Annotated in this window: 22 protein-coding genes, 1 tRNA gene and 1 CRISPR repeat array; of the genes, 3 read left to right on the top strand and 20 right to left on the bottom strand. The window is 25.7% G+C overall.

Features of this window, described 5'->3' with window-relative positions:
• The 18 genes from IMK15_RS01020 to rpmG all read right to left on the bottom strand — a co-directional run.
• Positions 1 to 373: PBECR4 domain-containing protein (locus IMK15_RS01020; RefSeq protein ID WP_226869147.1), on the bottom strand; the 373-nt coding region annotated here is incomplete at its 3' end.
• A 403-nt stretch (positions 374 to 776) separates the two neighbouring features.
• The gene (locus IMK15_RS01025; protein WP_192941640.1) at positions 777 to 1,484 is read right to left on the bottom strand and encodes a KilA-N domain-containing protein; all 708 of its coding nucleotides are present in this window, start codon (positions 1,482 to 1,484) and stop codon (positions 777 to 779) included.
• Positions 1,485 to 1,539: 55 nt separating this feature from the next.
• Complete coding sequence (locus tag IMK15_RS01030; RefSeq protein ID WP_192941567.1) at positions 1,540 to 2,544, bottom strand: type II secretion system F family protein; 1,005 nt, start codon at positions 2,542 to 2,544, stop codon at positions 1,540 to 1,542.
• Positions 2,541 to 3,521 (bottom strand): hypothetical protein, encoded by a 981-nt coding sequence (locus tag IMK15_RS01035; RefSeq protein WP_192941568.1) that lies wholly within the window; start codon positions 3,519 to 3,521, stop codon positions 2,541 to 2,543. The genes IMK15_RS01030 and IMK15_RS01035 overlap by 4 nt, the downstream gene beginning before the upstream one ends.
• Positions 3,522 to 4,055, bottom strand: a complete 534-nt coding sequence (locus IMK15_RS01040) for a hypothetical protein (RefSeq protein WP_192941569.1) — start codon at positions 4,053 to 4,055, stop codon at positions 3,522 to 3,524.
• Positions 4,048 to 4,950: a hypothetical protein gene (locus tag IMK15_RS01045; RefSeq protein ID WP_192941570.1), complete on the bottom strand. Its 903-nt coding sequence runs from the start codon at positions 4,948 to 4,950 to the stop codon at positions 4,048 to 4,050. Before IMK15_RS01045 ends, IMK15_RS01040 begins: the two co-directional genes overlap by 8 nt.
• A complete protein-coding gene (locus IMK15_RS01050; RefSeq protein WP_192941571.1) occupies positions 4,943 to 5,626 on the bottom strand; it encodes a hypothetical protein in 684 nt (227 codons plus the stop codon). Before IMK15_RS01050 ends, IMK15_RS01045 begins: the two co-directional genes overlap by 8 nt.
• Complete coding sequence (locus IMK15_RS01055; protein WP_192941572.1) at positions 5,623 to 6,036, bottom strand: hypothetical protein; 414 nt, start codon at positions 6,034 to 6,036, stop codon at positions 5,623 to 5,625. Before IMK15_RS01055 ends, IMK15_RS01050 begins: the two co-directional genes overlap by 4 nt.
• Positions 6,014 to 6,331, bottom strand: coding sequence for a hypothetical protein (locus IMK15_RS01060; protein ID WP_052727677.1), 318 nt, complete (start codon positions 6,329 to 6,331; stop codon positions 6,014 to 6,016). The genes IMK15_RS01055 and IMK15_RS01060 overlap by 23 nt, the downstream gene beginning before the upstream one ends.
• Positions 6,328 to 6,759, bottom strand: coding sequence for a prepilin peptidase (locus tag IMK15_RS01065; protein ID WP_046328617.1), 432 nt, complete (start codon positions 6,757 to 6,759; stop codon positions 6,328 to 6,330). Before IMK15_RS01065 ends, IMK15_RS01060 begins: the two co-directional genes overlap by 4 nt.
• Positions 6,756 to 7,148: a type II secretion system protein gene (locus tag IMK15_RS01070; protein ID WP_046328616.1), complete on the bottom strand. Its 393-nt coding sequence runs from the start codon at positions 7,146 to 7,148 to the stop codon at positions 6,756 to 6,758. Before IMK15_RS01070 ends, IMK15_RS01065 begins: the two co-directional genes overlap by 4 nt.
• 155 nt (positions 7,149 to 7,303) lie before the next feature.
• Entirely contained in the window at positions 7,304 to 7,684 is a 381-nt protein-coding gene (locus tag IMK15_RS01075) for a hypothetical protein (RefSeq protein ID WP_192941573.1), read from the bottom strand.
• 111 nt (positions 7,685 to 7,795) lie between these two features.
• Entirely contained in the window at positions 7,796 to 8,503 is a 708-nt protein-coding gene (gene rplA / locus IMK15_RS01080) for a 50S ribosomal protein L1 (RefSeq protein ID WP_192941574.1), read from the bottom strand.
• 50 nt (positions 8,504 to 8,553) lie between these two features.
• Entirely contained in the window at positions 8,554 to 8,979 is a 426-nt protein-coding gene (gene rplK / locus IMK15_RS01085) for a 50S ribosomal protein L11 (protein WP_046328613.1), read from the bottom strand.
• A gap of 48 nt (positions 8,980 to 9,027) precedes the next feature.
• A complete protein-coding gene (gene nusG / locus IMK15_RS01090) occupies positions 9,028 to 9,597 on the bottom strand; it encodes a transcription termination/antitermination protein NusG (RefSeq protein WP_046328612.1) in 570 nt (189 codons plus the stop codon).
• A gap of 11 nt (positions 9,598 to 9,608) precedes the next feature.
• Positions 9,609 to 9,818, bottom strand: a complete 210-nt coding sequence (gene secE, locus IMK15_RS01095) for a preprotein translocase subunit SecE (protein ID WP_046328611.1) — start codon at positions 9,816 to 9,818, stop codon at positions 9,609 to 9,611.
• A gap of 21 nt (positions 9,819 to 9,839) precedes the next feature.
• Positions 9,840 to 9,915 (bottom strand) — tRNA-Trp (locus IMK15_RS01100).
• A gap of 5 nt (positions 9,916 to 9,920) precedes the next feature.
• Positions 9,921 to 10,070 (bottom strand): 50S ribosomal protein L33, encoded by a 150-nt coding sequence (gene rpmG, locus IMK15_RS01105; protein ID WP_046328610.1) that lies wholly within the window; start codon positions 10,068 to 10,070, stop codon positions 9,921 to 9,923.
• A gap of 154 nt (positions 10,071 to 10,224) precedes the next feature.
• Between rpmG and IMK15_RS01110 the strand changes: the two genes are divergently transcribed.
• Entirely contained in the window at positions 10,225 to 11,187 is a 963-nt protein-coding gene (locus IMK15_RS01110) for a hypothetical protein (RefSeq protein ID WP_192941575.1), read from the top strand.
• Positions 11,188 to 11,218: 31 nt separating this feature from the next.
• On the opposite strand, the gene IMK15_RS01115 is transcribed toward IMK15_RS01110, so the two are convergent.
• A complete protein-coding gene (locus IMK15_RS01115; RefSeq protein WP_192941576.1) occupies positions 11,219 to 11,395 on the bottom strand; it encodes a PspC domain-containing protein in 177 nt (58 codons plus the stop codon).
• Positions 11,396 to 11,526: 131 nt separating this feature from the next.
• On the opposite strand from IMK15_RS01115, the gene IMK15_RS01120 reads away from it, so the two are divergent.
• Both IMK15_RS01120 and IMK15_RS01125 read left to right on the top strand, forming a co-directional pair.
• Positions 11,527 to 13,209, top strand: coding sequence for an ABC transporter ATP-binding protein (locus IMK15_RS01120; protein WP_192941577.1), 1,683 nt, complete (start codon positions 11,527 to 11,529; stop codon positions 13,207 to 13,209).
• Positions 13,199 to 14,938: an ABC transporter ATP-binding protein gene (locus IMK15_RS01125; protein ID WP_192941578.1), complete on the top strand. Its 1,740-nt coding sequence runs from the start codon at positions 13,199 to 13,201 to the stop codon at positions 14,936 to 14,938. Before IMK15_RS01120 ends, IMK15_RS01125 begins: the two co-directional genes overlap by 11 nt.
• Positions 14,939 to 15,521: 583 nt before the next feature.
• On the opposite strand, the gene IMK15_RS01130 is transcribed toward IMK15_RS01125, so the two are convergent.
• Positions 15,522 to 16,919, bottom strand: coding sequence for an SWIM zinc finger family protein (locus tag IMK15_RS01130; RefSeq protein ID WP_192941579.1), 1,398 nt, complete (start codon positions 16,917 to 16,919; stop codon positions 15,522 to 15,524).
• Between the two features lie 586 nt (positions 16,920 to 17,505).
• A CRISPR array of direct repeats spans positions 17,506 to 17,978; the repeat unit is 36 nt; unit sequence ATCTACAATAGTAGAAATTAAAATATGCTTTCAAAT.
• Positions 17,979 to 17,982 lie beyond the last annotated feature (4 nt).

Consider the following 17,982-nt stretch of genomic DNA (forward strand, 5'->3'; position numbering starts at 1 on the left):
TATTTTCTTTTGTTTGTATGAAAAAATGTTGTGATTTTAAGGTAGAATCATATGTATTTTCTACCAATATTGCATTTTCTAAATTTTTCATAAATTCTTCAAAATTATTTATTCTATTTTTTACACTTGATATAGTATTAGGATTATTTATAAATATTTCTTTAAAAATATCTTCATCATGTAATGTTTTTATTTTATGTATTAATTCTCTAACAGGTATTTTATTTTTAACACCTATATAATGTATGCCTAATAAATGTGGCAAAGCTTTATTATTAATTTTTATTTCTAAGTTTTTATTTTCTGTTTGTATTACAATTTCCTTGTTATTAAATTCTTTGTACCAATTATATATTTCTTTTATTTTATTCATTGTTTGTTTACCTTTCTAAAAAATTACAACAAAAAAGACCAAACTATATTTCTATAATTTAGTCTTTTAATTTACTTTTAGTATTCCGTTTTTTCAACAACTTACCACAGTAGACCCAGATTAAGTATAACTGTGCGTGTATGTCCGTCTAGTATATTTCCAACCCGTACTCTCGGTAAGAGAACACACATCTCTGAAACCCTATTTATTTCTGTATTTATTATATCATTTTGTATAATAAATTCAAGACTAATTTTCTAAATAACGAATTTTTTTACATTAAATTTTCACCCAAATTAAATAACGGTAACATTATTGCTAAAACAATTAGTCCTACAAAGTTAGTCCTACAAAGATAGCTATTATTAGTATGGATATAGGCTCTAGAAACTTTAGATATATTTTAACTTTTATTTTCTAAGCTCTTAATCCCTGTATTGTTCAACTTTTCAATTGACATAAGCTGGGTTCTAGCAAGCACAAGTAATTCATTCAGGCTTGCATAGTCTCTCATATTACCCTTTAAGTTAGGATTTTCTTCACGCCACTGTTTAGATCTCTTGTTAAATAAGGCAACATTTAGCATATCTGCTTCACTAATTGAATCTGTATGAATTTTATAATTAATCTTAGAAATTTCTCTATTCAAATTCCAACCTAACGATAGCTTAGAATTTTCATCTGACTTAAGTCTTTTATAATCTTGAATTACATACATCTTAAACTCAGCAGAAATCCATGAAGCAAATTCAAAGGCAATATCTGTATGTGCAAATGTACCGCCATATCTTCCACCTTTTGAGATAATTCCGATTGCTTCTGTTTTCTCTACCCATTTCTTTGGAGATAATGTAAAGGTATTATATCCAGCTTCAGATTTAATTCGGTCGAATTCGACCGAATTGAAATTCATATTATTTAAGCTTCCCCATAAACCAAGAAATTCAATTGTATCTTTTCTTCTCATCCAATTTTTTATTACATCACTTGGCTCATCACTTTTATATCTAGAAATATCCGTTAGACTTATGTAGTCATTTTTAAAGTCTTTAGTATAAATTTGAATAGCAAACCCTTTTGCTTCGATTGTATCTTTTTTTGTCTTAGATATGCAAATTCCCCCTTTATTCTGATATTAAGAATTTATCACTAGTTATTTATATCTTTTACATTAAATTTTCACCCAAATTAAATAATGGTAACATTATCGCTAAAACAATTAGTCCTACAAAGATAGCTATTATTAGTATGGATATAGGTTCTAGAAACTTTAGATATATTTTAACTTTATACCTTAATCTGTTATTTAATATTACAGTTAGTGTATTAAATGTTTTAGATAAATCTGCCGTCATATCTGCTATTATAATATAGCTTTTGTATTCTTCGTCAAAAAAGCTTGAGTTATTAAAAGCATAATTTATACTATCACCTTTTTCTATTCTTTTGTATATCCTATTTAATTCATTTCTAAATACTATATTATTAGTATTCATTGATAACTTTAATGCTTCTAAGAATTCTATACCAGATGAAAACGATGCATACATATTTTGAGTAAAACTTAAAAGTATATACAACCTTACTATACCCACTTTGTATAGCATTCTATCTAATACACTTTTTTGTCTTAATATACAAAAATATATTACACCTGATAAGAATACAAAAAATATTGCTATCATTAACCTATACTTAATTAAAAAATTAGATATATTTATTACCACCATTGTTATTTTAGGTAAATTTTGTCCTAATTCTTGGTATATGTCTATAAATTTTGGAACTACTAATAGTAAAAGAACATTGAAAATAACGATGGCTGCTAATATTACCATGATGGGATAAATAAGGATAGAAATTACTTCTGATTTTAATTGTGATATGAAAGTATATTTTTCTTTTAAAAGCTTAAAGCACTTCTTCAGATCACCCGTTTTTTCTCCCGTTTTAACAAACGATAAGAATTCTTTATCTGTTGAAATACAACTAAAAGCTTCATCTAAATTTTTACCTTTTTCTAACAGATACTGTAACTTCATTACTTTTTCTCTTTTTTTACCTTTAAATGATCTTTTAAGAATTCCTATTGCTTCTAATAAGTTGATATCTCCTTCAATTAAATCACTTAATTGTTCAGAAAATTTTTTTCTAAATGCAAAATCACTCATACTATACCTACTTCTAATTCCATATATACTTCTCTTTGAACATTAGCCTTACTCTTATATGTAAAAAGACTACCTATTATTGGTATATCTCCTAGTATAGGAGTCTTACTTGTTGTCTTATCTGTGACTAAGTTAATAGTACCCCCTATAAATATACTCTTCTTATCTTCAACATTCACAACTGTTTCTATTACATTTTGTTTTTTTGTTTCACGAGACTTAAAATTACTAATCTCTGCTTTTATCTTTACCTCGACATAATTAGTGTCTAAATTTTGCTTTATTTTTGGTAAAACTTCTAATATTATACCTGCTTCTCTTGACATAGCATTTTCTTTTTTATCACCCTTAACTATTAAAACAGTTTCGTCAGTTACCTTAAACATCCCTTTATTACCATCAACTACTAATATATTGGGACTTGATTTTAATACTATTTCACCTTTTTCTTTTAGTGCATCTATATTTACATCAAATATTTTTGAACTATTTCTTAATAAGTTAGTAAAACTCAAATTACCTGCCAAGAAATCTGAAACTGCACCTATTATTGAAAAATTTGAATTAAATTTCCAATTGAATCCTATTCTATCAAATAGATTTTTACTTGTATCTATTATATTTAACTTAACTAATACCTGTTTTTTCATAATATCTATTTGCTCTATTAAATCTTTAATATCTTCTACGTCTTTTTGCTTACCTGATAATATTAAAAAGTCATCAATACCCTTAACTTTTACATTATTAATACCCATTAAAACTGGTATTACATCATTTGCAACCTTATTTTTTAATTTATACACTACATTTTTATCAACAAATTCTCTTGTAATACTATTATTTAACTTACTTTCTACCGTCACTTTAGTAATAGGGATAAATATGTTATTTGCTTCTTTTTCCATTTTTTTAGTAGTGTAAGAAAAGCAAATATTTGAAAAAAGTAACATTACAAAAAATATTCTTTTAATCATTTACACCACCTTTTTTTCTATATACCCTAAATTTAATATCTGATTGTCTTGATTTACACTTAAACTGAATTTAGATGTATCTATATGTTTAGGTATCTGATTTATGTAGTATAAAAATCTTCCTAATGAACTTAAATCCCCTTTTAACTGCACATTTGAATAGCATAAACTATACTCAAAAAAATTGCTAAATTGTTGCTTTTTTGTTATTTTAATTAATTTTAAACCACTTTTACTTGCTAAACTGTACATTATTTTTTTAAATTCATCTTCTGTTATTACATAATCTTCCAACTTATTTTTTATGTCAGAAATTTTATTATTATTCTCAATAACTTTTGTTTCAAGACTATTTTTCTCATTTACTAAATCTTTTATTTGTAACTCATCTGCTTTTATATTATTTAATATATTTTTGTTGTATAAAAATTTTGTCATATACTTTGTTTTTTTAGTATTGAAGATTAATACTGATGAGAATATCGAAAGTGTTATAAAGCACATACCAATATATTTTTCTATATACTTAGTCATTTAAACCCTCCTTTAGTATCTTAAAACCTATCCTATCATTTTCACTTACTAAGTAATCAATAGTGAAGTCTTTAAAGTTATTAATTACACTGTTATAGTCGTCTGCTTGTCCTTCAACTATTAGTGTATTATTTATATATTCAATACTTTTTAAGTCTATGCCCTTTTTGGTATAAGATATTATATCCTTAATTAAAGTATAGTATTCAGTATTTTTAATTTCTAAACTTAAATCTTGTACAACTTCATTTTCACTTATCTCTTTTTCCAATTTTTTTATATACTCTTTAGTATTTAATATATCTGCGTCTATTTTACCTTTTTTTACCCTATTTACTTGTATACTCTTTTCTAATTTATCAGTACTATACAAGATTGTTGTTGTTATGTAGCTAGAGATAAGGAACATAGCAGAAATTAATATTAATATCTGATCTTTTTTTAATAAATTTATGGCATATATTTTCCTTATTTTCACCTTTTCGATTATATCGAAAATTTCTTCTATATTCTCTTTTCTTACATAAATACTTCTTATACCGTTATAGTCAAATTCATCACTTAAACATACATCTATTTTTTCAATTTTTTTATCCTTGATATGTAAGCTACTTTTTTCTCCTAAATATATTATTTCTTCATTCAACATAGACAATATATCTTGAAATTCTACTAACTTTCTAATTTTGAAGTTATAGAAAGTGAATATGTCGATATAGTATTGACTTTCATAAGCTTCAAAATCAAGTATTAAATATATCTTTTCTTTTTTGTCTAAACTACACTGAAATATTATATCTTCCAAGTCTTTTTCTAATTCTATTAACTTAAAATAGTATATCTTTTCTTTACATTTTAGAAAAATCTCATCTTTCTTTGCAAATATTTTAATCATTTTTTACCTCATCTAAATATACAATTTCTTGACTAATTGGGACTAATTTACCACTTCTTCTTGAAAAGCTTATCTTTTCTCTAATCTTTATAGGTATGTCTAAAACACTTTTTGAATAATATGCGTAAATAGTCCCATAATCAACCTCTCTTTTTAAAGGTAAACTCAATGATCTTCTACTAGATGTCTCCACTTTTTGTACTGTATAGCCTCCTATACTTTTTTTGTAAATATCATATATTAAAAAGTCTAAATCTGTTACTCTTCTTGTCTTATACTCATATTTAGGATCTTCAAAAAATATATAGTTACCCTCAAATTCAATTTCATCATTTTCACCTGAACCTGAAACTAATATTTTTTCAGTAATTTCTCTTGTACCAATGCACATATTAAAATATGCACCCCTATTTGTCCCATAATCAGTATATGAACTTCCAATATTTTTCAAACGTACATATGATAAATATCCTCTATTATTTAAAATATTTACCTGACGCTTTTCTTTTTTTATTAATCTTTTCTTCAATATATTCTTATCAATCTTGTACTTATCAATTTTACTAATCCTATTCTTCTCATGAACATACTCAAAGAAACCATAAGATACTATAGATAAAATTGATAGCATTATTAAAATATATATTAAAGATGATCCCATATTTTTCTTTTTCATTTTAGACTCATCACCCTATTGTATTTCTTCCCCTTTATTTCAAATTCAATACTTACTTTATTCTCAGTTTTAAAAATATTACTTCTATCAAAAGAAAATAGCTTATCTGCTTGCCTATACTTATTACTATATACTTTTAAAACCTTATTCTCTAATTTTAAAACTACATCATCTAATACTATGCTATTACTTGTTACTTCAACGTTGTTATCTATTACAACCATATATGCTATTTTATCTAACACCTTATTTATCTCATATGAACTAATGTCCTTATTTATATCTTTTCTTGTAAAATAGCTTCTTTTCAAAAAAACTGAGCATATTACTAAAAATGTAAAAAATATTAGTGTTACAATAAAATACTCGATTAAGATAACGCCTTTATTACGGTATGTATACGTCTTCATATTCACCCACCTTAATAATATATATACTCTCATCGGTAAATAAAGAATATGTTGTACTCGTCTTCTTATACGTCACATCCCTATCTCTTCGTACATAGCTCAAAAACTCTGAATAATTAAGGCTTTTTATCTCCTCCAACTTATTTTTCTCTTTTATTCTTTTGTTTATAGCGATATTTATACGATTTTTTGTCTTACTTGTCTTACCTAATGTATTGGAAATAGGTATTAAAGCTAAGGAAATAATAACCAAAGAAAGTAAGCTCTCTATTAACATTTCTCCCTTGTTTTTCATAAAACTCCTAAATTAAATATACAAAATGCTAAATATATCATTGGTGCAAATGCAATATACCCCCTTATTCTTCTTAATATCAATATATATATTGCTGAGAATATGTATAAGATATTATAGAATTTTAATACAAACATAATATCAGTGCTACAAAAAAATAGACCAACTGTTACAAATAGCTTTATATCTCCCAAGCCTATTATTTCTTTTTCTAAATATGTTTCAACTAACATTTGAATGAATATAGGGAATATAAAAATACTGATAGCTAAATACATATTAAGTAATTTGTTTGTAAGTAATATTCTAATAATTGATAAAAATAAGAGAATTAAAAATGATTTTTCTGGAATAATCCTTCTTACTATATCCATATAGCAAGAATATAGAAATGTGATATGGAATATGATATCTACGATGTGTATCATTGAATTTGATTAGGTCCAACTGTACCTTTTAATTCATCAGGTGTTGTTATTTCAGCTGTTACTACACCCTTATCGAATTTTAAAGTACCAGTAACTCTACCAGATTTAAATGCACCTTGTTCTGTTGCACCAATTTTTAATGATTTTAAATCACCATAACTTGTTAATACAGCAGCAATATTATTCAATGCTTCCTTTTCAGTTATTTCAGTACTTAAAACATGATTATTAAGCTCTGATACTGCTGCAATTACCCTAGTCTTATTCGCCCTATCGATGTACTTAGTCACCTTAGGTATTGCGATTGTTGCAATTAATGACATGATTGCCATGACAGCTATTACTTCAATTAAAGTAAAACCGTGATTACGTTTTTTTTGTATTTTCATACAAATCACCCCTTTTAAATTTTTGTATCCCTATACTATCACAAAAATTTTACCCTGTAAATTTAAAAGAATATATGCTTACCTAGTTTAAAAATTAAAAATATATATGCTTCTTTAAAATCAATAGCCAATTTTACTACAAAAAAAAATCAATATTAAAATTGATTTTTTTCATATAATATATTTTCTATATCATTATTTGTAAAATCTATATTTTGGAAATTAATATAGTTTCGTATATTATCCTTATGTAAGTTATTTGTCATTATTAAATAATTATCATATATAAGTCCGTACTCATCTAACTTATTTAACTTAACATATATGGCATCTTCAAAATCAAATGTTATCATATTACCATTTTCTAAATGAAATACAAATATTCTTTTAAATATTTCATCCTCCTCATAATCATATTCCTCTACAGAAACAAAACCTTTATACAAAAAATCTGCATTTTTTCTATCAAGTATAACTATATATTTATCATTAAAATTATCTTTCATCTCTTGTAGGGCCAAAAAATATGAATTCATAACTATCAGCTCCTTATCGTCATCTAGTATAAGTGTAACATGAGAATTAAAAATGTCAATGTACAAAAAAAGGTTAAATCTTTTGACAAGACTTAACCTATATATCACTTATTATTTAGCTACATAATTTACTACTAATAATGGATCAATTTTAATTCCAGGTCCCATTGTTAATGAAATAGCAACAGTTCTTAAATATTGACCTTTTGAAGTTGCTGGTTTTAATTTAATTATTTGTCCTAAAGCAACTTTAAAGTTTTCAATAACTTTTTCTTTTTCAAAATCAACTTTTCCTAAAGGTAAATGTATAGATCCTAATTTGTCTACTTTAAATGCAACTTTACCTTTCATAAATTCTTCAACAGTCTTTGAAATATCAGTTGTAACTGTTCCTGATTTAGGGTTAGGCATTAAACCTTTAGTTCCTAATATCTTACCTAATCTACCTAATTTTGGCATCATATCAGGTGTAGCTATAACTAAATCAAAATCAAACCATCCTTGTTGAATCTTTGCAACATATTCATCGTCTCCAGCATATGTAGCTCCTGCTTTTAATGCTTTTTCAATGTTTTCTCCTTGAGTTATTGCAAGTATTCTTATCTTTTTACCTGTACCATTTGGTAATACAACAGTACCTCTTACTTGTTGATCAGCATGTCTAGGATCTACTCCTAATTTAACTGCTAATTCAACAGTTTCTACAAATTTAGCACTTCTAGTTTCAAATAATAGTTCTAGTGCTTCTTCTGGTGTATATATCTTTAATTTATCTACTTTTTGAGAAATTTCGTTATATCTTTTTCCTCTTTTTGCCATCTAATTAATCCTCCTCTGTGGTCATTGGTATAAAACCTTCCACTTATTTACTAATCTTGTACTTTGATTCCCATACTTCTTGCTGTTCCAGCAATTATATTCATAGCTGTTTCAACACTACTTGCATTTAAGTCTGGCATTTTTAATTCAGCTATTTCTTTAATTTGATCCTTAGTTACAGTTCCTGCAACTTCTTTTTTAGAGTTATGAGCTCCTTTTTCAACTTTAGCGGCTTTCTTTAATAAATCTGATGCAGGTGGTGTCTTCAATTTAAATGTGAAACTTCTGTCAGAATATACAGTAATTTCAACTGGTATAATGAATCCCATCTTATCTTGTGTTTGTGCATTGAACGCTTTACAAAATTCAGGAATATTTATTCCTTTAGGTCCTAATGCTGATCCAACTGGTGGAGCTGGATTTGCTTTTCCTGCACTTATTTGTAATTTAACTTTGTCTACTACTTCTTTAGCCATTTAAATTATCCTCCTTTGTGGTAATTGAAATATTCTCCCACTTAAATATTACTTTTTAATTTGATCAACTTTCAATATTGGCTTTGCTTTCTCATTAAGAGTTGATACCATAACTTCTTCCTTATCCTTATAAATTTCTAATATTGTTCCAGTGTTACCTAGGTAATCACCATCAATAATATCAACAACATCTCCAACTTTTAATTTTTCTAATTTTTCAGAAGCTTTAACTACTGTAGTTTTAACCATTTTCATGATTCTTTCAACTTCTTCATCAGACATAGGTATAGGATCTGAACCAACACCAACAAACCCTGTAACACCATTGGTATTACGCACTGCATACCATGCTTCACTATCAACATGATAATTTAATGAGTTTTCTGTTTCTTCTAATGTTGTCTTCATTTCTACCATTACATAACTTGGAAATAGTTTTCTATAAGTAATAACTCTTTTACCTCTTTTTTCTTCTTCGACTTCTTCTTCTGGGACAAAAATTCTAAAAACTCTATCCAACATATCCAGAGATTTCACTCTATTTTTTAAATCGTCTCTAACTTTTTTTTCATAACCAGAATATGTATGAATTAAATACCATTTATTTTCGCATTTCATTCATCTCACCTCTATTTAATTAAACTTCTTAATAATGTTGTTGCATTCTTTATAATCAAATTAAATGCAAAGTCAAACATTATTATCATAATAGCAATAAATGCAGTAATTAATAGAACGATTATAGTAACTTGAACTACTTCTGAAGCACTTGCCCATGTTACCTTCTTATACTCATCTACTATTCTAGTTAGAAGATTCTTTTTCTTTTCATCTTTCATATTATACTCCATAAAATAAAATGGCAGGCCAGATAGGACTCGAACCTACAACACTCGGTTTTGGAGACCGATGCTCTACCAATTGAACTACTGGCCTAACTACTACTTAACTTCTCTGTATAGAGTGTATTTCTTTAAAACTGGATTATACTTTCTTAATTCCAATCTTTCAGGATGTGTCTTTTTGTTTTTAGTTGTCACATAGTGTCTCAACTTTGTTTCTGTGCATTCCAAAATTACTTGTACTCTCATTTTTATTCCTCCCAATCAAATTATTTGTATTGGTAATACAGACGTTGTATAAATTCAACAAACTATAATAACACATAATAATAAGGTTTGTCAAGCGTTGACTATGTCTATTTTAAGGCTATACTATATATTATAGGAAGAAGTGAGGGATTTTATGGAATTAAATTTATTAAACCAATATCTTTTAGTGTCTACATTTGAAAAGTTAAGACACTGTAAACATTTTGAAAATTTTGATGTTCAAGTTAAAAAAGCTTATTTAAATCAAAAAATCAAAGATGTCTCCCTAGGTTTTTACAGTTATTCAGATGCTTTTATTGCAGTAATAAATGAAGCTAATGATAAAAAAAAGCGTGAATTAATAGAAAAAATTCTAGCAACAACTGATGAATATATATTAAAAGATATGAAAACTCATCCATCTATTGCAGAATACATAATGATATTTTTTAATTATCTATACTTTGATTTATACTTTGGTACTGAAAAATTAACTAATCCTAAAAAAATAAAGTCATTTATCAGAAATGAAAAGACACAAGAATTTAAAGACTTTAAAACTAATATTATTCGTTCACTTGGTGAAGATTCAGATGTTAGCATAAAAATTAACAAAATATATGACATCGTTACTAACCTAAATTACAAAGACATAATAGAATTTAAAAATCAAGTCGATGAAATATCACACAAGATTAATTGCTTATTCGGTCTACTAATGGATTTAGATGCTATTCCATTCTTATTCATATTTAAGTGCGTATATTTACCATATAAGGCACTAATATATAGAACTACTGGTGATAAAGAAAGTAAAGAATCTCAAGACTTTAATTTCCTATCACAAAAAACAAAATTAAGTCTAACAACATATTCTAATCTATACAATACATTAAAAAATATTAAAATAAAGGAAACTGATTTTAGCTATCTACATCTTAATTGCAAGACTACAATTGATAATATTGCAGATCTTTCACTACTAATGTGTGACGTTGTAATAAACGCATCAGATGCTAAATTAACAAATGAAGAAAAGCAAGTTATCTATTTATTCTATAAGGATGTAGAACTATTAATCTGGGAATATATTGCATTAATTGAATATTTAATATAAGTCAAGGCTAAATGCCTTGACTTTTAAACTATCAATAATCTTCTTCTGGTATAATAACAGCCATAACAATATATAAAAATAAAGTTACACCAAAAAACAAAAATATTAATCTTACTATCACTGGATCTATATCTAGGTATTCTGCTATACCTCCACAGACTCCAAATATCATTCTATTCTTTCTACTTCTTGTTAATCTTTTTCTCATACTGGTTCTCCTTAATATTTATTAAGAATATTATACATCACACCTTAAAAAATATCAATATTTACTTACATATATTTCATATTGTATTTTTCTGTTAAATGTTCTATACTACACTAAAGAAAGGAGGATTTATGCTCAAATTAATTGCAAGATATACAAAACAGTATAAATTTTTTGCTATTCTAGCTCCCATTTTCGTAACTCTAGAAAGCTTCCTTGAAATGCTAATACCTTTATATATGTCAAAGCTAGTAGATAACGGGCTTAATAAAACTATTATCATAAAACTTTTAATTTGTACACTTTTATCCCTTATACTCGGTATTTCGTCAAGCATTTCTGCTATTAAAGCTTCGTGTGGTTTTGCATCTAATCTTCGATTTGAATTATTCCAAAAGATTCAAAAATTACCGTCATATACAATAGATGAACTTGGAACACATAGTATTATTACAAGACTTACAAAAGATATACAAAAAGCAAAAAACACATATCAATCATTAATTAGATACACCTTACGTTGTCCAATAATGGCACTTTTGTCATTTATAATGATCTTTAAAATATCTAAAAAAATATCCATAATTTTCTTTATTATGGTCCCTTTATTAATCGTTTTAATACTTTTAGCGATAAAGCTATTACTAAATCAACTATACATACTATTTAAATTATCAGATGATTTAAATCAAAATATTGATGAAAATTTAAAAGGTATTAAGGTAATAAAGACGTACAACACTGAGAAAAAAGAAATAAAGAAATTTAATACGATAAGTAAAAAAATTACTAAAACTTTGCAATTCTTGGATACAACACTAAGTTCATTTTATCCACTTTTAACATTGCTAGGTTATGGTTGCAATATTTTAATGATAATAATAGCAAGTAAAATGATAATAAATAAAGAAATAACTATAGGACTATTCCTAAGTATCTTGACATATTCAGGACAAATATTAGGTAACCTATTTGAATGTGGATATATAATATCAGACTTTGCAATGTCTAAAATATCTATCGTAAGAATATTTGAAATATTAGAAAAAGAAAATGAAGTAGACAGTAGTAATATAACAAGCTTAGACAATTTTGACATAGAATTTAAAAATGTTAATTTTGATTATCCTACAACCCATGATGTTTTAAAAAATGTTTCATTTAAACTAAAACAGGGTGAAAGTCTTGGAATAATAGGAGCTACAGGAAGTGGTAAAACTAGTCTTGTTAACCTTCTAGTTCGTCTATACAACACAACTAGTGGTAGTATAACTATAGGAAATAAAAATATTTTGGATATAAACCTTAACTATTTACGTGATATAGTAAGTATAGTATCGCAAAATAATACTCTATTTAAAGGTAATATATATAGTAATATGAAACTAGCAAATAGTGATTTAGATGATGAAAAAATTCTAGAAGCAATAAAAGGTGTTAGAGCTCAAAACTTCATAAGCTCACTTGACCAAACGGTCGAACAATACGGTTCTAACTTTTCAGGTGGTCAAAAACAAAGACTATATATCGCTAGAAGTCTTTTAAAATATAGCCCTATACTAATTCTAGATGATTCTACTAGTGCAATAGATACGAAAACAGACCGTGATATAAAGAACTTCTTAAAAGGTAAAAACTGTACAAAAATTATCATAAGTCAAAAAATATCTTCTGTTTTAACGTGTGATAAGGTTATGGTATTAGATAATGGTATGATACAAGATATTGATACTAATGAAAATCTTCTACATAATAATGAAATATATAAGGAATTTTACAATATACAAAAAGGAGGTAATTTTGATGAAGAATAGTAAAGCTCTTAAACGAATGATACATATGGTCTTCAAAAAAAGCCCATTGAAATTTTTTACAATAATTATCTCTATACTAATTTTTAAAATTTGTAGTACTTATTCAACAAAACTAATACAAGTTATTATCGATAAAGTCTTAATCCCTAAAAGATTAGATCTTTTACCTAAATATATTGCAATTTTAGGTTTGGTTTACCTAATATCTGTTTGCTTTGAAGAACTTAATATCATACTAGCAGTACCACTTTCACAAGATGTTATGTACGGTATTAGGAAAAAAGCTTTTGAAAAACTACAAAATTTACCCATTGTATTTTTTGACACACATGAACATGGAGATATTATGAGTAAGTTTACAAACGATATAGACTCCATGAACACTTTCTTGGAATTTTCTATGTTCAATATTTTTAGTGGTATAGTCGAAATGATTGCTCTATTAGCTATTATGATATATATTTCATATAAGCTTGCAATCGTTGTAATATTCTTTAGTGCCCTATCGTATTTAATAATATATTTATTCTCAAAATACAGCATTAAATCTTATGACACAAACCAAAAAAATATTGGATCTATAAACGGTTACATTGAAGAAAGCGTTAATGGTCAAAATATTGTAAAACTATTTAACTATGAAAAAAGAAATAATTCAATATTTAAGCGTTTAAATAATGCATGGTTAAAAAGTATAGTAAGTGCAAATATATATTCAAATACTATCTTCCCCGTTATAGGGACAATAAACTTCTTACAATATGCATGTATAGCAATTGTCGGAACTGTATTTCATACTTCAATAGGTACAATAGGAAGTTTTTTACTATTAAGCAGACTAATAGCTATGCCTCTATTTATCTTTTCTTTTGAAGTTGGTATGGTTAATTCAGCACTTGCTGGAGCTAAAAGAGTCTTTGAACTTATGGACCTAGACAATGAAATTGATGAGGGTAAGGTATACTTAAAAGATGGATACTGGATATTAGAGAATAATGAAAAGGTAAAATGTGTTGGAAATATTGAGTTTATTAACGTTGACTTTTCATATAACAAAGATAAAAAAATATTGAAAAATATAAATATGTATGCAAAATATGGTCAAAAAATAGCTATCGTTGGTCCAACAGGTAGTGGTAAAACCACAATAACTAACCTTATTAACCGATTCTATGAAATTGATAGTGGAACTATTACTTTTGATGGTATTGATATTAGAAGAATTAATAAGTCTGATTTAAGAAAAAATATAACTGTTGTTTTACAGGATAGTATACTCTTTTCTGGAACAATCTTAGATAATATTAGATACTCAGATGAAACTATTTCAAAAGAAGAGGTCATAGAAGTAGCAAAACAAATAGGTGCTCATCATTTTATCTCTCAACTTGAAAAAGGTTACGAAACATACATATCTGGTAATACAGATACACTCTCTCAAGGACAAAAACAATTATTATGCCTTGTACGTGCAAAATTACGTAATACGCCTGTTCTAATACTAGATGAAGCAACATCTAATATCGATACAAGAACTGAAAAAATTGTACAAGATGGTATGGATAAATTGATGCATGGAAAAACTGTATTTGTCATAGCACACAGACTATCAACAATAATAGATTCAGATGTTATCATGGTACTTGAAAATGGTGAAATAATAGAACGTGGTACACACACACAATTACTTGCAAAGAATAATGTTTATGCTAATTTATATAATGGATAGGTTAAAGAAAGAATCTATTTTAGAATCGCACGAAAGAAAAAGAAGAATATAAAACAATGTGGGTTGATAATATAGATAGTATTGGGAAATGCTTATTTTCATTTGATAAAAAAAATAGCATCTGCTCTTTTAAGGGTTAGATGCTATTTTTAATATTCTTAAAAAAATTATAATTTATCTGATACACATCTTCATTCATGCTTTCCAAAATAAGTTTATCAATAATGCTTCCTCCATGAGATATTAAATAATGATTTGCAAAAATAATAGATGCCCTCTTATTACCATCAAGAAAAATTTGAGTCTTCATACAATAAAGGCAATTTGATTGCAACATCAATTATATCAATATTTTGGGAGTGTATAATATAGCCTAATCATAAATATTTATCTTCATGTTTGCTCTTGCGAAGAAAATGCTATTTATAACATCAACAGATATTGATCTTCTGAGTATCCTGCATCAACGATTTTCTTTTCTATATTTTTACTCCTTTGGGGAACATTTTTAATAAAATTGTACCCTTTTGTTCCCCAAATTTTAATCCTAAATTTGGCATTATTATATCAGCATATATACCTATTAAATATAGCTTAACACTTTATTTAATTTTGTTTTTTTAGGATATTTTTCAAATAAACTTTTTTCTAATTGAGATCTTTTTTCATAACCATCCCTAAATTTATTTAAATACTCCATAGTGTTAGCTATATTCTCATAATCACTCATCGACTTTGATTTCTTTACAAGCTCTATAATTTCAGTACATATCTTGGAATATAGCTTGTCTTCATAATTTTCTATCATATAGTTATAAATGTATTCAAATTCAAATATATTACTTAGTTTTTGCTTCAAAATTTTTTCATACATTTTTTCGTGATATAGAATTCTTACATATACTTCTGTTTTTAAATGATATTCTATTATATTTTTTTTAAAAACAATTAATTTATCTTTAGATATTTTTTTGCAAATTATTTCATAGTCCTCGTATAATATTTTTCTTGTATTATCAAAATTTAATAGTACATTATTGTAATATTTATCAAAGTATTTATCAATATTTCTAGTTATTTTTATTATATATTCTATAAAATACGAATTGTCTTCAAATGTTTTTATAGCTTTTTCACAATATTCTATAACTTTTCCATAATTTTCTTTTCTTTTTTCCATTTCTATTATATATTTATAGCTCATTTCTTTATTATCATATCTATTTGCTAGCTCTGATAACTTTTCATCATATTTGTACTTACTATATATCTCAAAAAGCATTTCAAGAAACAGATCTTCTTCTACATTTATATTTTCTAGTAGTATGTCTATAACTTCTTTCCTACAATTAGTAAAAGTTTTTTCTAGATATATATAGAATAAAAGTACTATTGGATTTTTAGAATAAATATTTTGTATTTTATTATATAACTTATTCAATATTTTTACTTGTAAATTATGTTTTCTATATTTTAAACTCATTTTAAGTAAACGCATTATTTTATCTGTGATTATCATTAAACTATTTATATTATATTTTTCAACATATGATGCAAGTTCTACAAAAGAAAATATTAAAATATTCTCTGCTAAATTATTAAAGTCATTATAAATACATTCTTCAATATCATCTAAAAATTCCATAAGCTTACCTTCAGATTCATTAGAGTCACATATTTTCAATATATTTTCTACTATCCACTTGCTTTCTTCAAGATCATATTTACTTATCATCTTACCTTTTGAGTTATACTCATAAATACTCGCAACCATATGTTTACAATTTTTTCCGCCAAGTGCATAAGGACAATTACAAGTAGTTTCCCTATGATATGTATCTATTACAACTTCATATTCTTTTGTCCCAATCACTATAAATTTCAATATTTCATCTTTTTCTTCAAGAAATTCAACTTTTCTCATTAAATAATATCTATATCCTCTATCTAAAATCTTTTTTTCAAATCTATCTTTCCACATTACCTTTATCTCCATTAACTAAATTACAAACCTAAATGATATGTTTTTTCTACATAATTTTCTTCTGTTTCATATTTATTCTTTTACGTTATATTTTGATATTCCTATCAATTTCAGTATAATTTTTTACATTCTTATTCATTATACATTTAATTAAAAATTAAAAGAAAATGACCACATTTTTTTAAAACAAAAAAAGCTATAACTATAATAAATATTAGAATATATGTTTTTTATATCCTTAAAAACTGTCAAACTAAAAAATATATATTATTTTAAATAAAAATAAAGTACATAAATTATTTTTTATAATTTACACACTCTATTATACACTTCAACAATTTTAGAAAAAGTTACTTTATATATATCCCTAAAATCTGTGTGATATTCTAATGCAAATTTACTCCAAATATTAAAAATATTATCTTTTGCTTTTTCTAATAACTCTACACTTTAAAATCTATAATTAGTAATTTTAATGATTTTACCCTTTGAATATTTATTATTTTCAATGTAAGACTCATTTATATCATATTTATTATAACTATTTATAATAATGTCCCCTATTCATAAATTACACTACTCTATCTACAATAGTAGAAATTAAAATATGCTTTCAAATATGGGAAACAGTAAAAGTTAAGATACCATCTACAATAGTAGAAATTAAAATATGCTTTCAAATAATAAAAGAAAGACGAAAAAAACTAAAATCTACAATAGTAGAAATTAAAATATGCTTTCAAATGTTTCATTTGAAATGGGAGAAGTAATATCTACAATAGTAGAAATTAAAATATGCTTTCAAATCAAAAATGTACTTCATAGCCCCATTTTATCTACAATAGTAGAAATTAAAATATGCTTTCAAATATTAAAAATACACTATTATCATAAAAATCTACAATAGTAGAAATTAAAATATGCTTTCAAATAAGCGTATGCAGAAAACTTTATAACTATCTACAATAGTAGAAATTAAAATATGCTTTCAAATGTTTCATTTGAAATGGGAGAAGTAATATCTACAATAGTAGAAATTAAAATATGCTTTCAAATCCAT

Origin of the sequence: Sneathia sp. DSM 16631 (assembly GCF_014892235.1) — a bacterium.
In the GTDB taxonomy this organism is placed as follows: domain Bacteria; phylum Fusobacteriota; class Fusobacteriia; order Fusobacteriales; family Leptotrichiaceae; genus Sneathia; species Sneathia vaginalis.